Annotated in this window: 17 protein-coding genes and 1 pseudogene; 10 read left to right on the top strand and 8 right to left on the bottom strand. The window is 64.5% G+C overall.

All coding sequences use genetic code 11. The annotated features are described in order from the left end of the window. Nucleotides 1-340: 340 nt before the first annotated feature. Nucleotides 341-748 carry a cupin domain-containing protein gene (locus FHS31_RS02150; RefSeq protein WP_167071552.1) on the top strand — a complete coding sequence of 136 codons (408 nt, stop codon included), beginning with the start codon at nucleotides 341-343 and terminating at the stop codon, nucleotides 746-748. Nucleotides 749-793: 45 nt separating this feature from the next. Here FHS31_RS02150 and FHS31_RS02145 read toward each other — a convergent pair whose 3' ends face one another. Continuing rightward, a complete protein-coding gene (locus tag FHS31_RS02145; protein WP_167071550.1) occupies nucleotides 794-937 on the bottom strand; it encodes a hypothetical protein in 144 nt (47 codons plus the stop codon). Nucleotides 938-1300: 363 nt separating this feature from the next. After that, the gene (gene eno, locus FHS31_RS02140) at nucleotides 1301-2578 is read right to left on the bottom strand and encodes a phosphopyruvate hydratase (RefSeq protein ID WP_167071548.1); all 1278 of its coding nucleotides are present in this window, start codon (nucleotides 2576-2578) and stop codon (nucleotides 1301-1303) included. Nucleotides 2579-2725: 147 nt separating this feature from the next. Between eno and FHS31_RS02135 the strand changes: the two genes are divergently transcribed. From FHS31_RS02135 to FHS31_RS02110, 6 genes are all read left to right on the top strand, one after another. Next, complete coding sequence (locus tag FHS31_RS02135; RefSeq protein WP_167071546.1) at nucleotides 2726-3235, top strand: hypothetical protein; 510 nt, start codon at nucleotides 2726-2728, stop codon at nucleotides 3233-3235. Next, a complete protein-coding gene (locus tag FHS31_RS02130) occupies nucleotides 3232-3564 on the top strand; it encodes a phage holin family protein (RefSeq protein ID WP_167071544.1) in 333 nt (110 codons plus the stop codon). The genes FHS31_RS02135 and FHS31_RS02130 overlap by 4 nt, the downstream gene beginning before the upstream one ends. Then, nucleotides 3561-3833, top strand: coding sequence for a DUF3618 domain-containing protein (locus tag FHS31_RS02125; RefSeq protein ID WP_167071542.1), 273 nt, complete (start codon nucleotides 3561-3563; stop codon nucleotides 3831-3833). Before FHS31_RS02130 ends, FHS31_RS02125 begins: the two co-directional genes overlap by 4 nt. Beyond that, entirely contained in the window at nucleotides 3833-4258 is a 426-nt protein-coding gene (locus FHS31_RS02120; protein ID WP_167071541.1) for a hypothetical protein, read from the top strand. Before FHS31_RS02125 ends, FHS31_RS02120 begins: the two co-directional genes overlap by 1 nt. Before the next feature lie 218 nt (nucleotides 4259-4476). Continuing rightward, the gene (locus FHS31_RS02115; protein ID WP_167071539.1) at nucleotides 4477-5073 is read left to right on the top strand and encodes an MlaC/ttg2D family ABC transporter substrate-binding protein; all 597 of its coding nucleotides are present in this window, start codon (nucleotides 4477-4479) and stop codon (nucleotides 5071-5073) included. A gap of 43 nt (nucleotides 5074-5116) precedes the next feature. Next, nucleotides 5117-5335, top strand: a complete 219-nt coding sequence (locus tag FHS31_RS02110) for a DUF4170 domain-containing protein (RefSeq protein ID WP_167071537.1) — start codon at nucleotides 5117-5119, stop codon at nucleotides 5333-5335. Between the two features lie 30 nt (nucleotides 5336-5365). On the opposite strand, the gene FHS31_RS02105 is transcribed toward FHS31_RS02110, so the two are convergent. The 3 genes from FHS31_RS02105 to carB all read right to left on the bottom strand — a co-directional run bounded on the left by FHS31_RS02105 (nucleotide 5366) and on the right by carB (nucleotide 10018). Next, entirely contained in the window at nucleotides 5366-5992 is a 627-nt protein-coding gene (locus FHS31_RS02105; RefSeq protein WP_341786263.1) for a rhomboid family intramembrane serine protease, read from the bottom strand. A 147-nt stretch (nucleotides 5993-6139) separates the two neighbouring features. Further along, the gene (gene greA / locus FHS31_RS02100; RefSeq protein ID WP_167071533.1) at nucleotides 6140-6616 is read right to left on the bottom strand and encodes a transcription elongation factor GreA; all 477 of its coding nucleotides are present in this window, start codon (nucleotides 6614-6616) and stop codon (nucleotides 6140-6142) included. Nucleotides 6617-6691: 75 nt separating this feature from the next. After that, on the bottom strand, nucleotides 6692-10018 hold the full coding sequence (gene carB / locus FHS31_RS02095) for a carbamoyl-phosphate synthase large subunit (RefSeq protein ID WP_167071531.1): 3327 nt from the start codon (nucleotides 10016-10018) through the stop codon (nucleotides 6692-6694). Nucleotides 10019-10075: 57 nt separating this feature from the next. Between carB and FHS31_RS02090 the strand changes: the two genes are divergently transcribed. Together FHS31_RS02090 and FHS31_RS02085 are read left to right on the top strand one after the other, a co-directional pair. Further along, a complete protein-coding gene (locus FHS31_RS02090) occupies nucleotides 10076-10321 on the top strand; it encodes a FitA-like ribbon-helix-helix domain-containing protein (RefSeq protein WP_167071522.1) in 246 nt (81 codons plus the stop codon). Next, nucleotides 10318-10731, top strand: a complete 414-nt coding sequence (locus FHS31_RS02085; RefSeq protein WP_167071520.1) for a type II toxin-antitoxin system VapC family toxin — start codon at nucleotides 10318-10320, stop codon at nucleotides 10729-10731. Before FHS31_RS02090 ends, FHS31_RS02085 begins: the two co-directional genes overlap by 4 nt. A gap of 18 nt (nucleotides 10732-10749) precedes the next feature. Here FHS31_RS02085 and FHS31_RS16825 read toward each other — a convergent pair. The 3 genes and pseudogenes from FHS31_RS16825 to carA all read right to left on the bottom strand — a co-directional run. After that, nucleotides 10750-10887: pseudogene (locus FHS31_RS16825) on the bottom strand (carbamoyl phosphate synthase preATP-grasp domain-containing protein); the annotation flags it as partial. 43 nt (nucleotides 10888-10930) lie between these two features. Then, nucleotides 10931-11215 carry a hypothetical protein gene (locus FHS31_RS02075; protein WP_167071516.1) on the bottom strand — a complete coding sequence of 95 codons (285 nt, stop codon included), beginning with the start codon at nucleotides 11213-11215 and terminating at the stop codon, nucleotides 10931-10933. A gap of 20 nt (nucleotides 11216-11235) precedes the next feature. Then, nucleotides 11236-12489, bottom strand: a complete 1254-nt coding sequence (carA, locus tag FHS31_RS02070; protein WP_167071514.1) for a glutamine-hydrolyzing carbamoyl-phosphate synthase small subunit — start codon at nucleotides 12487-12489, stop codon at nucleotides 11236-11238. A 136-nt stretch (nucleotides 12490-12625) separates the two neighbouring features. On the opposite strand from carA, the gene FHS31_RS02065 reads away from it, so the two are divergent. Further along, on the top strand, nucleotides 12626-13081 hold the full coding sequence (locus FHS31_RS02065) for a GatB/YqeY domain-containing protein (protein WP_167071506.1): 456 nt from the start codon (nucleotides 12626-12628) through the stop codon (nucleotides 13079-13081). Nucleotides 13082-13140: the final 59 nt, after the last annotated feature.

The raw sequence follows: 13140 nt of genomic DNA, 5'->3' as shown, positions 1-13140 counted from the left end.
GTTCAGAGGGCGGATTCAATCGAGACGCGCGCCACCATCCATCCCCATGTTTCACAGGGAAAGCGCTGCCCGTTGCGATATAGGTATCGCCCGGGAATATCTCAATATTGTGCCGGCCCCCTGGCCTCGGCACTAGGGATAGTGTCATTGGGCCACCCCCCACGCAAGCAGCTTTTTTGATCCGCCGCGCAAAAATTCGCTTGCGCGGCAGGAAATCGCAGCAGGCTCAATGGTTAACGCAAGTTGCTGCAATTCCACATGATCGCCGTGGCGCCATCGTTTCGGGAACGGGCCGCCCAACGCGCCGTTGTCTGCCTGAAACCGCGCTCAGGAGCATGCGATGAAGGGCTATTGCGACAATATCGAAAAGCTGACCGTGGCGAACGAGGATTTTCGCCAAGTTCTCTACACCGGCGCGCATCTCCAGCTCGTGCTGATGACGCTGCAACCGGGTGAGGAGATCGGCGAAGAGGTCCATGAGGACCGCGATCAATTCTTCCGAATCGAGGAAGGATCGGGCGAGGTGCGGATCGACGGCGTCGCCAATGCAGTGGAGGATGATTTCGCGGTGATCGTCCCCGCGGGCGCGCGCCACAATGTCATCAACACCGGCGCCACGCCGCTGCGACTCTACACAATCTACGGCCCGCCCGAACATAAGGACGGCGTGATCCACAAGACCAAGGAACAGGCCGATCGCGATCATGAGAATGATGAGTGGACGGGCGAGACGACGGAAAAGGGCTGAAGCTCGTCCAGTTCGGCGCCGACGCTGCGCGACCGCCGCTAAGGCTCAATCGGCAGCGATAGCGAGCGTTGGTGCTGCGCAGGGCTCGGTCGCGTCATAGGCGGCGGTGAGGCGGCGCTGGTGGGCCGGCGCGGTGGCGGCGTAGAGCGCGTGGCGCACGGGGGGCGCGACCATCGCGGTCGTTGCCATCACCGGAACCCTCCGATCATCATCATCCACACCGAAGGCTCGGGGACGTTGCTGGTGCCGCCATTGCCGAGATCTTCGGCTGGGGTCGTCGTCGGCGTAGTATCGGTGGGTAGAGTGAGGCCGGGAATCGGGGCGCCCTTTGCGGACCGAAGGCGCCTTGATCGCCCAACGCCTGCACAAAATTGCGCGTCTCTGGGCTCACCGGCACGAGAAATCGAGGTGCGCAAAAAAAACATAATTAAAACAACAGCAAAGCAACTGATACATGCACGCGATAACGACGAGCCGCCGCCAAGGATGCACGGCTCGGCGGACTTATTTATTGCATGCGGTCAGACCCTGGCCGGGAGACCGGCCCACCGCCTAGCGCTTCAGCGCGCCGCGGCCAGCATATTGCCCGATCGCACCCAGTTCCTCTTCGATGCGCAGCAGCTGGTTGTACTTGGCGAGCCGGTCCGAGCGGGCGAGGCTGCCGGTTTTGATCTGGCCGCAGTTGGTGGCGACCGCGAGATCGGCGATCGTCGAATCCTCGGTCTCGCCCGAGCGATGTGACATCACAGCGGTGTAGCCCGCGCGCTGCGCCATCGCGACCGCGTCCAGCGTCTCGCTGAGCGTGCCGATCTGGTTGACCTTGACCAGCAGCGAATTGGCGAGGCCCTTGCCGATGCCCTCGGCAAGGATCCTGGGATTGGTGACAAACAGATCGTCGCCGACCAGCTGGACCTTGGCGCCGAGCTTGTCGGTGAGGATCTTCCAGCCGTCCCAATCATCCTCGGCCATGCCGTCTTCGATCGAAACGATCGGATAAGCGGCGGCAAGTTCGGCGAGATAATCGGCCATCTGTTCGGACGAGAGCTTCCGCCCCTCGCCTTCCAGATCATAGACGCCGCCCTTGAAGAACTCGCTGGCGGCGCAATCGAGCGCGATCGCCACTTCCTCGCCGGGCTTGTACCCGGCCGCTTCGATGCTCTCCATGATGAAGTCCAACGCGGCCTTGGGGCTCGAGAGGTTGGGCGCGAAGCCGCCCTCGTCACCCACCGCCGTCGCCAGGCCCTTGGCGTGCAGCTTGCCCTTGAGCGTGTGGAACACCTCAGTGCCGCAGCGCAGCGCCTCGATCATGCTGTCGGCGCCGACCGGCATGATCATGAATTCCTGGAAATCGATCGGATTATCGGCGTGCGCGCCGCCGTTGATGATGTTCATCATCGGCGTCGGCAACACATGCGCCGCGACGCCGCCGACATAGCGATAGAGCGGCAGGCCGCGCGATTCCGCCGCCGCCTTGGCGACCGCGAGGGAGACGCCGAGGATGCCGTTGGCGCCGAGCCGGCTCTTGGTGTCGGTGCCGTCGAGCTCGATCATCGCCGCGTCGATCTCGGCCTGATCCTCGGCCTCCAGCCCCTCGACCGCCTCGGCGATCTCACCGTTGACCGCATCGACCGCCTGATCGACGCCCTTGCCGCCCCAGCGGCTCTTGTCGCCATCACGCTTCTCGACTGCTTCGCGCGCGCCGGTCGATGCGCCCGAGGGCACCGCGGCGCGGCCAAAGCTGCCGTCCTCCAGCGTAACATCCACCTCCACCGTGGGATTGCCGCGGCTGTCGATCACGGTACGGGCGTGGACGTCGACGATCGCGGTCATTCAAGGGCCTTTCGGAAATTTGGGAGGAATTGCGCCAGCCTCTATCGGGCGCGCGGCAAACAGGCAATAATTCCGCCTGCGATATGGAACGCAGGCAAGCGCGTCTGTGTTAGAGTGGCAAAACACGGGATTTTTGGAGACCGAGTCATGGCCGATACCGACCTGCCCGAGGGCACCGATCACGTCATCAACGGCGCCGGCGTAAGTGGCGACGACATCAAGAGCGATTTCGGCAACGGCGGCAGCGGCGGCAATGCCGCCTTCTTCGACAAGATCGAGGGCTGGCGCACGCAGGGTTACGACAAGGCCCGCGATTATGCCGTGCAGGGCAAGGAGCGGGCGACCGGCGCGCTCGACGAGCTGCTGGCTTTGATCAACGATGCCGCCGCGCAGGTCGATGACAAGATCGGCAGCCAATATGGCGATTATGCGCGCCGGGCGTCGTCGGGAATCGAGACGTTCAACGAAGCGCTGAAGGGCAAGGATGTGGACGAACTGTTCACCGAAGCCCGCGATCTCGTCGCCAAGGCGCCGGCAGTGGCGGTTGGTACGGCGGCGGTGCTAGGCTTCATCATCGCCCGGCTCGCCAAAGCCGGCATGGACAGCGCCAACAAACTTGCAGATGCAAAACCCACGAAGCCGACGAGCGACGCTTGACGCCTGTGGGGGGGAAGGAGGAATCGGTCCGCGAGCTGATCGCGCGGCTGATCGATGAGACCAAGGCCTATGTGAAGGCCGAGATCGGCGTCGTCAAAAGCACGGCGCTCGCCTGGGTCGATCGCGCCAAGATCGCGGTGCCGCTGATCGTGACCGCGATCCTGCTGGTGCAGGCGGCGCTGATCGTATTGATCGCGGCATTCGGCATGGCGCTGGCGGCCTGGCTGGGGGTGGCCGGCGGCCTTGCGGTGGCGGCGGTCATCGTTTTGCTGATCGCGGGCGTGTGCGTCGGGATCGCGGTCTCGAAAGTTTCGAAGGCGCCCGAATGAGCGACATCGGCAAAGCCAAGGCCGATGCCGCGCGGGCGCGCGAGCAAGTACTGGCCACCGCGCAGGAAATCCAGGGCCGGCTGCGCCCCAAGCGCATCGCGGGCGAGGCGGTCGAAGGAATCAAGCGCAAGGGCGAGGCGATCGCCGAGGGCGCGGTGGAAGCCGCGAAAAGCCGCCCCCTCGTCACCGGCGCCGCCGCCGCGGGCGTGGCCGCCTTGCTCGGCATCGGCCTGTTCACCCGATTTCGCAAATCCGAGGAGGAAGAGTGATGAGTAAAGCCGCCAACGATATCGAACCGAACCAGAGCCTGGTCACCCAGAAAGTCGTCAGTGCGTATGAAACCGCGCGTGACAAGGCATCGGCCGCCACGCAGGGCGCGATCGAGGGGATCGGCGGCAATCCGCTGATCGCTTTGCTTTCCGGCCTCGCGCTGGGGGCTGCGGCGGGCGCGCTGCTGCCCCGCGGCGACCGTGAAAAGGCGCTGCTCGCCCCGCTCGGCACGCGCATCGGCGATGCCGCCGCGGCGGCGATCGAGGCCGGCCGGGAGGCAGGCGTACAGGCGCTCGACGAGCAGGGCCTGTCGATCGAGGGTCTGCGCGAACAGGCCGCCAAGCTGTTCGGCGCGCTGACCGAGGTGGCGGGCACGGCGGCCGCCGAGGGGCTGGCGGCGGCGAAGACTAAGGTCCAATCCTGAAGCAAATAGCCCTCTCCCGTCTTCACGGGAGAGGGTTGGGTGAGGGTCTTCTTCTTTCGACCTGGCAAAAAGACCCTCACCTCCCACGCTTCGCGCGGGCCCCTCCTCTCCCGCGAAAGCGGGAGAGGGCTTACCGGGTGCAATGCTTCGTTCACCTGCGGAACGATATTGCCGCCGCAGCCTTATTGCCGTCGAACCGGCCACAATGAGAGAGACAGATGACCAAGTTCCGCACGGCTTTCGCCGCCCTCGCCCTTACTACCAGCTTCGCCACGCCTGCCCTTTTCGCGCCCGCGGCGGCGGCGGTAGACACCTCCGATCCGCAGCGCTTCGTGCAGACGCTGACCACCGATGCCTTCGCCGCCGCCAACGCCGACAAGGGCACGGCGAAGGCCAAGTTCCGCGCCTTGCTCGCGCAGAATGTCGCGGTAGACGAGATGGGGACACGGCTGATCCGCCGCTGGGTATCGACCATAACGCCCGCGCAGCTGGCCGCCTACAAGAGCGCGCTGCCCACCTATCTGGTCGGCACCTATAGCGATAATCTGCTCAACTATGCCGATGCGAGAGTGAAGGTCGTTTCCGCCTCGCCCGCGCCCGGCGGCGGCGCCAATGTGGTGACCACGATCCAGAAGCCGGGCCGCCAGCCGGTCCGCGCGACCTGGACGCTGATGCAGGTCAACGGCGCGTGGAAAGTAGCCAACATCACCGTGGCGGGCATCAATGTCGCGATGGCGCAGGCTGCCGATTTCGATAGCGTTATCCAGCGGCAGGGATTCGATGCGCTTGTCCGGATCATGAAGTCACGCGGCTAAGCTTGCGGTTGCAAGCGCCGCCGAAAACGGGGATTATCCGGGCATGAGCAAGCTACATCTCGTCGTCGGCGGCCGCGTCAAGGATCCCACCAAGCTGGAGTTCGATGATCTCTCCAAGCTGGACGTGGTCGGCTTCTATCCCGATTTCGCCAGCGCCGAAAAAGCCTGGCGCGGGGCGGCGCAGCGATCGGTGGACGATGCCGAAATGCGCTATGTGGTGGTCCACCTCCACCGTCTGCTGGAACCCGATCTGCAGGCCTGAGCCTTCTGATCCTCCGCACAAAGGGGAGGATCAGGCGCGGCGGTAGCGCCAGCGAAGCAGCGGCCGCGCCAGCAATATTCCCGCGAAAAAACCGCCGACGTGCGCGGCAGCGGCGACGGCAATGCCGCCGGCCAGCATCGCGATGCCCAGCAAGAGCTGCAGGCCGATCCAGGTCGCCGCCAGCCACAGGATGTGCACCCAGCGCGCCAGCGCGGGCGAAAGGTTCGATGCGCGGCGCTGGCCATACAACATCGCATAAGCGCCGACGAAGGCCGAGATCGCGCCCGACGCGCCGATCATCGGCACGGTCGAATGGGGCCCGACCGCAAATTGCATCGCGGCGGCGGCATAAGCACCGATGCCGTAGAGCAGCAAAGTCGGCCAGCGGCCGAGCGCCACCTCCACTTCCCGCCCGCAGAAGATCAACGTCAGCAGATTGACGCCCAGGTGGATCAGCCCGGCATGCAACAAGGTCGCGCTGAGCGGCGTCAGCACCAGCGGCAGCGCGCGCGGAATGACCAGCCCATCGAAGCGTGCGGAAACGAAGCCGCCGAGCATATCGGCAAGCGGCACCTGCCCTGTCGCCTGGACGAGGAAAAAGGCAATAACGGTGACCGCCGCCACCGCGATCGTGGTTTCGGGACGGGCGGTCTTCACAGCGCAACTCCTCCCCAGCATGGGAAAGGGGACCGCCCGCGAAGCGGGTGGTGGAGGGGGCTATCGACGAGGCGTACCGCTTGTTGAGAGCCCCCTCCACCAGCCTGCGGCTGGTCCCCCTCCCCGTTACGGGGAGGAACTTTCACGTCAAATGAACTCGATCTTCTCGACGACGTAATAGCGATCGCCCGAGGGCACGGTCACCTCCACGTCATCCTTCACGCGGCGGCCGATCAGCGCGCGGCCAAGCGGCGAATTGTAAGAGATGCGGCCCGATTTGGCGTCAGCCTCGGTCTGGCCGACAAGCTGATATTTCACCGGCTTGTCATCCTCGTCGAGCAAGGTCACCGTGGCGCCGAACACCACCTTGTCGCCCGAGAGCGTCTTGGGATCGATGATCAGCGCGCGGCTGAGCTTGTCCTCGATATCGGCGATCATCGCCTCGACCTGGCCCTGGCGCTCCTTGGCGGCATGATATTCGGCGTTTTCGGACAGATCGCCGTGCGCGCGCGCATCCTCGATCGCGTCGATGATCTGCGGCCGCTCGATCCTGAGGCGCGACAGCTCGGTATTGAGCATGTCATAGCCCTCAACCAGCATCGGCTGCTTCTCTTCGGTCGCCATCATAACCCCTTCAAACTGAAACAGCTTCCCCGCGCCGCCTGGAGACGACGCCCGCAAATTGCGATGTCGGGAAAACTACAGCTTGCTATGATAAGATTGGAGTGAGCGCACTTCAAGCGGGCGCTTCGCCAAAGCCGCCATGGATTGCACCACAGCCACACCCGAAGCCGCCGTGGTGAAATAGGGAATGCGTGCGAGCATCGCCGAGGCGCGGATCGATTTGCTGTCCTGAAGCGACTGCCAGCCCTCGGTGGTGTTGAGCACGAGCTGGACGCCGCCATCCTTTAGCCGATCGACGACATGCGGGCGGCCCTGCGCCACTTTTTTGACGGTCTCCACATCGAGGCCGACGCTGCGCAGATAATCGGCGGTGCCGCCGGTGGCGATCACGGTGAAGCCGAGTTCGATCAGGCCGCGCACCGCAGGCTCGATCACCGGCTTGTCGCTGTTCTTGACCGAGATGAAGGCGGTGCCGCTCTTCGGCAGCACGGTGGAGGCGCCGAGCTGGGATTTGGCGAAGGCGGTGGCAAAGTCACTATCGATTCCCATCACTTCGCCGGTGCTCTTCATTTCCGGCGACAGGACGGGATCGACACCCGGGAAGCGCGCCCAGGGGAAGACGGCTTCCTTCACCGAGATATGATCGGTCTCGCGCGGGATCGTGGGCAGATCCTTGAGCATCTCGCCCGCCATCACGCGCGCGGCAATCTTGGCGACGGGCGCGCCCACCGCCTTGGCCACGAATGGCACGGTGCGGCTGGCGCGTGGATTGACCTCGATCAGGAAGACCTCGCCCTCCTTGATCGCGAACTGGACGTTCATCAGTCCCTTCACCTTGAGCGCGCGGGCGAGCGCGTCGGTCTGGCGCTCGATCTCGGCGACGATCTTCTTGGAGAGGCTGTAGGGCGGCAGCGAGCAGGCGCTGTCGCCCGAATGGACGCCCGCCTCCTCGATATGCTGCATCACGCCCGCGACGACGACATCCACGCCATCGCCGATCGCATCGACATCGACCTCGATCGCATCGCGCAGATAGCGATCGATCAGCACCGGCGAGTCGCCGGACACCTGCACCGCGGTTTCGATATAATGTTCGAGCTGCGCGGGCGTATCGACCACCTCCATCGCGCGGCCGCCGAGCACGTAAGAGGGGCGGGTCAGCACCGGATAGCCGATGCGTTCGGCGACCAGCAGCGCCTCCTCGCGGCTGCGGGCGATACCGTTGGCGGGCTGCTTGAGCTTGAGGCTTTCCACAAGCGCCGCGAAGCGCTCACGATCCTCGGCGAGATCGATCGCATCGGGCGAGGTGCCGAGGATCGGGATGCCGGCATTCTCCAGTTCCTGCGCCAGCTTGAGCGGGGTCTGGCCGCCGAACTGGACGATGACGCCGACCAAAGTACCGTTCTGCTGCTCGCAATGGAGTATCTCGAGCACGTCCTCGGCGGTCAGCGGCTCGAAATAGAGGCGATCGCTGGTGTCATAATCGGTGCTCACCGTCTCCGGGTTGCAGTTGACCATGATCGTCTCGAACCCGGCATCGCTCAGCGCGAAGCAGGCGTGGCAGCAGCAATAATCGAACTCGATCCCCTGCCCGATCCGGTTGGGGCCGCCGCCGAGGATGACGATCTTGCGCGCGTCGGTCGGCTGGCTCTCATTCTCGGGCTCGCCGAAGCTCGGCGCTTCGTAGGTCGAGTACATATAGGGCGTCTTGGCCTCGAACTCGGCCGCGCAGGTGTCGATGCGCTTGAAGACGGGGCGGACGCCGAGCTTGTGGCGGTGCGCGCGCACCTCGGTCTCGGTAACGCCGCCGGTCATGCCCCGAATCGCATCATGGACGATGCCCGATCCGCGCGCCTGCGCACGCTTCATGCCGGCGAGGTGCGCGCTGTTGAGCGACAGCCAGGCGAGGCGCTTGTCGGAAAAGCCCATCGCCTTGAGCTTGCGCATCGCGGCGGCATCGTTGGGCAGGCCGTTGGCGCAGACGCCTTCCTCGGCAGTGACGATCTCGTCGAGCCGTTCGATGAACCAGGGATCATATTTGGCGATCTTGCAGACCTCCTCGACGAGGAAGCCCTCCCTCAGGGCTTGGGCAGCGATCAGCAGGCGATCGGGGGTCGGCTCGGCGAGCGCCGCCTCGATCTCCGCGCGCGGCGCGCCGACGAGGCGATCGACGACGTTGAGGCCGGAGAGCCCCGTCTCCAGCCCCCGCAGCGCCTTCTGCAGGCTCTCCGGGAAGCTGCGGCCGATCGCCATCACCTCGCCCACCGATTTCATCGCGGTGGTCAGATGATCGGACGCGCCCTTGAACTTCTCGAAGGCGAAGCGGGGGATCTTGGTGACGACATAATCGATCGTCGGCTCGAAACTGGCAGGGGTGGCCCCGGTGATGTCGTTGGTGATCTCGTCCAGCGTGTAACCCACCGCCAGCTTGGCCGCGACCTTGGCGATTGGGAAGCCGGTGGCCTTGGAGGCCAGCGCCGAGGAGCGCGACACGCGCGGGTTCATCTCGATCACCACCAGCCGGCCGTCCTTGGGATTGACCGCGAACTGGACGTTGGAGCCGCCCGTCTCCACGCCGATCTCACGCAGCACCGCGATGCTGGCGTTGCGCATGATCTGATATTCCTTGTCGGTCAGCGTCAGCGCGGGCGCGACGGTGATCGAATCGCCGGTGTGGATGCCCATCGGATCGACATTCTCGATCGAGCAGACGATGATGCAGTTATCGTTGCGGTCGCGCACGACCTCCATCTCATATTCTTTCCACCCCAGCACCGATTCCTCGACCAGCACCTCGGTGGTGGGCGAGAGATCGAGGCCGTTGGTGACGATCTCGATGAATTCCTTGCGATTGTAGGCGATGCCGCCGCCCTGCCCGCCCATCGTGAAGCTCGGGCGGATGATCGTCGGCATTCCGACGAAATCGAGCGCCTCCAGCGCCTCCTCGACCGTATGCGCGATGCGGCTGCGCGGGCTTTCGAGGCCGATCTTGTCCATCGCATCGCGGAACTTGAGCCGGTCCTCGGCCTTGTCGATCGCTGTGGCATCGGCGCCGATCATCTGGACGCCATATTTCTCCAGCGTGCCATCATGGAACAGCGCGAGCGCGGTGTTGAGCGCGGTCTGGCCGCCCATCGTCGGCAGCACCGCATCGGGCCGCTCCTTCTCGATGATCCGCGCGACGATCTCGGGCGTGATCGGCTCGATATAGGTGGCGTCCGCCATGTCCGGATCGGTCATGATCGTGGCGGGGTTCGAATTGACGAGGATGATGCGATAGCCCTCCTCGCGCAGCGCCTTGCACGCCTGCGTCCCCGAATAATCGAACTCGCACGCCTGTCCGATGACGATCGGGCCGGCACCGATGATGAGGATGGAGGAGATGTCGGTGCGCTTGGGCATTGTCTAATTCGATCTCATTGCATACATTGATTGCGATGCAATCAATGGAGGTTGCTTGTGGCCAGCCTGACGATCCGAAACATTCCCGATGATGTGAAGCGCCGCTTTCATCAAAGGGCCGCCGCGAACGGGCGATCGATGGAAGAGGAAGGCCGTCAGTTGATCATCGGAGCGACACAATTGCCGAAGGAGCCCGCGCGCAAAGGCATGTTCGACATCCTGTTCGAGGCAAGCCGCCCCGGTCTGGAATTGCCGATCCCACCCCGAAGCCGCGCTCGCATCCCTGATCTCAGCGACGAATGATCCTGGTCGATACCAACGTCTGGAGCGAAGCATTTCGTCCCGAGCCTGATCCTTCGGTTGTCGAATGGGCTCGGACCGCAGCCGATCAGCTTTATCTTTCGACCGTTGTGATAGGCGAACTGCTGTCGGGCGCCGAACTGCTGCCGGAGGGCAAGCGCAAGCAGGCGTTGCTCGGCGGCTACGCCGAATTGATAGCAACTTACCGCGAGCGGATCGCCCCGTTCGATTTGGATGCCGCCCGCTTTTATGGAACCGTTCTTGCTCAACAGGAACGGGCCGGGCGCAATCCGGGGACGGCAGATACGCAGATCGCGGCGACGGCGTTGGCGCGCGGCATGCGGCTGGCGACGCGCAACGTGAAGCACTTCGCGGGGCTCGGCATCGAGCTGATCGATCCATGGACAACATGAAGCTCAAAGACCGCTTCCCAGAATGAGATAGCCTTCCTCGCGCAGCGCCTTGCGCGCCTGCGTCCCCGAATGTTCGAACTCGCATGCGTGCCCGATCACGATCGGGCCGGCGCCGATGATGAGGATGGAGGAGATGTCGGTGCACTGCTTTGGCATCAGGCGATAACCGCTATGGTAGAATGCTTTAGGATCGCGGTTATCATTGCTGAGCTTTCGGTATTTCTTCGCCAAGGAAATCGTATCGGTAGTGGCTCAACGCCCTTTGCAAGCACAGCCGGCTTTGACCTTCGTCCGAACGGGCTTCACCCGTTGCCGTCGGGATCAAATATTGTGCGTAAGGAACCTCGCTGCCGAGCGAATGGTGTACGCCCTTCGAAACAACATGGCAGTTGGCGGAGGCACGAACGAATGCCTTGGGTGTCAGAAATGGTTTCTCGCGCGATTGCGCGACACAGCCGGCGACAAGCAACAGCGCGGGCAGCAATGTTGACGGAGCGACTGATTTCACGACCTGAGCATCCCCACGAACTGTTCGAACAGATAGTGGCTGTCCTGCGGGCCGGGGCTGGCTTCGGGGTGGTATTGGACGCTGAAGGCGGGTTTGTCGGTGAGGCGGAGGCCGGCGAGGCTGCCGTCGAACAGCGAGACGTGCGTCACCTCCGCCGTGGCGGGCAGGCTTTCGGTATCGACCGCGAAGCCGTGGTTCATGCTGGTGATCTCGACGCGGCCATCGTCGCTGCGCTTGACCGGGTGGTTCGCGCCGCGGTGGCCCTGGTGCATCTTGAAGGTCTTGGCGCCCACCGCGAGCCCGAGCAGCTGGTGGCCGAGGCAGATGCCGAAGATCGGCTTGGCGACCTCCAGCAGCTTCTGGATCACCGGCACGGCATAGGTGCCGGTGGCGGCGGGATCGCCGGGGCCGTTCGAGAGGAAGACGCCATCGGGCGCATGCGCCATCATCTCATCGAAGGTGGCGGTGGCGGGCACCACCGTGACGCGCGCGCCGGCGGCGACGAGATTGCGCAGGATGTTGCGCTTGAGGCCATAATCGATCGCGACCACGTGCGGGCGATCGTCAGGCGCGGCACGTCCCTCGACTTCGCTCGGGACAAACGGGTCTTTGTTTGACCCGGCAGTTCCCGCATTTCCGTTGGTGTCGAGCGAAGTCGAGACACCCGGCGCGTAGCCCTCGCCAAGCGTCCACAGCCCCTCGTCCCAGCCGTAGGTCTGGAGCGTCGAAACCTCCTTGGCGAGGTCCATGCCCTCCAGGCCCGGCCATTCGCGCGCCTGGGCCTTGAGCGCCTCGATATCGAACATGCCGCTCGCCGAATGCGCGATCACGCCGTTGGGGGCGCCCTGGATGCGGATCGCGCGGGTCAGCGCGCGGGTGTCGACACCCGCCAGCCCGATCCGGCCATTGTTCCGCAGCCAGCCATCGAAGCCCTGCGCGGCGCGGAAATTGCTCGGATCGGTGACATCCTCGCGCACGATACAGCCCAGGGCGTGCGGGTTGATCGCCTCGATATCCTCGGCGTTGGCACCGACATTGCCGATGTGCGGGAAGGTGAAGGTGATGATCTGCCGGGCGAAGGAGGGATCGGTCATCACCTCCTGATAGCCGGTCATCGCGGTGTGGAAGCAGACCTCGCCCACCGCGGACCCTTCGGCGCCGAAGCCGCGGCCCCAGATCACCGTGCCGTCGCCCAATACCAGGACGCCGGTCGCTCCAGCGGGCGCAGCAGTGGGCGTGGCGTCGGCCATGAACGGCGGGCTCCTTTGGGGACAGCAGCGATGTCGCTAAGCCGCGTCCGCTAGACGGGGCGCGGCCAAGGGTCAACACTACCCAATCGGCCCATGTCGGACTATCTGGCCGCTTCCCTTATATTCGAGACAGATAATGATCCGAGACGAACTCAAGGCGGCGCAGATCGCCGCGATGAAGAGCGGCGACAAGGCAACGGTGGGCGCGACCCGGCTGATCGACGCCGCGATCAAGAATCGCGAGATCGAGCTGCGCACCGCCTCCGCGCAGCCCGATCCGGACGTGATGGCGGTGGAAGTGCTGCAGAAGATGATCAAGCAGCGCCGCGAATCGATCGACATGTATGTGAAGGGCGGGCGGCAGGAGCTGGCCGACATCGAGGCGGCCGAGGTGGCGGTGATCGAGCGGTTTCTGCCCGCGCAGATGAGCGAGGCGGAGGCGACCGCGGCGGTGGATGCTTTGGCGACCGAACTGGGGGCGGCGAGCGTCAAGGACATGGGCCGGGTGATGGCGGCGCTGAAGGAGCGGTTCGCGGGCAAGATGGACATGAGCAAGGCGAGCGCGCTGGTGAAGGCGCGGTTGGCGGGCTAGTCTGCGGATAACTATTAAATCCGCCTGTCCCGAGCGAAGTCGAGGGACGTGCCACGGGA

It is taken from the genome of Sphingomonas vulcanisoli (assembly GCF_011761305.1).
In the GTDB taxonomy this organism is placed as follows: domain Bacteria; phylum Pseudomonadota; class Alphaproteobacteria; order Sphingomonadales; family Sphingomonadaceae; genus Sphingomonas_I; species Sphingomonas_I vulcanisoli.
This window is presented reverse-complemented; position numbering and strand designations above follow the sequence as displayed.

Coding starts and splice junctions, on each gene's coding strand:
- FHS31_RS02150 (WP_167071552.1), top strand. CDS start 341: ATGAAGGGCTATTGCGACAATATCGAAAAGCTGACCGTGGCGAACGAG.
- FHS31_RS02145 (WP_167071550.1), bottom strand. CDS start 937: ATGGCAACGACCGCGATGGTCGCGCCCCCCGTGCGCCACGCGCTCTAC.
- eno (WP_167071548.1), bottom strand. CDS start 2,578: ATGACCGCGATCGTCGACGTCCACGCCCGTACCGTGATCGACAGCCGC.
- FHS31_RS02135 (WP_167071546.1), top strand. CDS start 2,726: ATGGCCGATACCGACCTGCCCGAGGGCACCGATCACGTCATCAACGGC.
- FHS31_RS02125 (WP_167071542.1), top strand. CDS start 3,561: ATGAGCGACATCGGCAAAGCCAAGGCCGATGCCGCGCGGGCGCGCGAG.
- FHS31_RS02120 (WP_167071541.1), top strand. CDS start 3,833: ATGAGTAAAGCCGCCAACGATATCGAACCGAACCAGAGCCTGGTCACC.
- FHS31_RS02115 (WP_167071539.1), top strand. CDS start 4,477: ATGACCAAGTTCCGCACGGCTTTCGCCGCCCTCGCCCTTACTACCAGC.
- FHS31_RS02110 (WP_167071537.1), top strand. CDS start 5,117: ATGAGCAAGCTACATCTCGTCGTCGGCGGCCGCGTCAAGGATCCCACC.
- greA (WP_167071533.1), bottom strand. CDS start 6,616: ATGGCGACCGAAGAGAAGCAGCCGATGCTGGTTGAGGGCTATGACATG.
- carB (WP_167071531.1), bottom strand. CDS start 10,018: ATGCCCAAGCGCACCGACATCTCCTCCATCCTCATCATCGGTGCCGGC.
- FHS31_RS02085 (WP_167071520.1), top strand. CDS start 10,318: ATGATCCTGGTCGATACCAACGTCTGGAGCGAAGCATTTCGTCCCGAG.
- carA (WP_167071514.1), bottom strand. CDS start 12,489: ATGGCCGACGCCACGCCCACTGCTGCGCCCGCTGGAGCGACCGGCGTC.
- FHS31_RS02065 (WP_167071506.1), top strand. CDS start 12,626: ATGATCCGAGACGAACTCAAGGCGGCGCAGATCGCCGCGATGAAGAGC.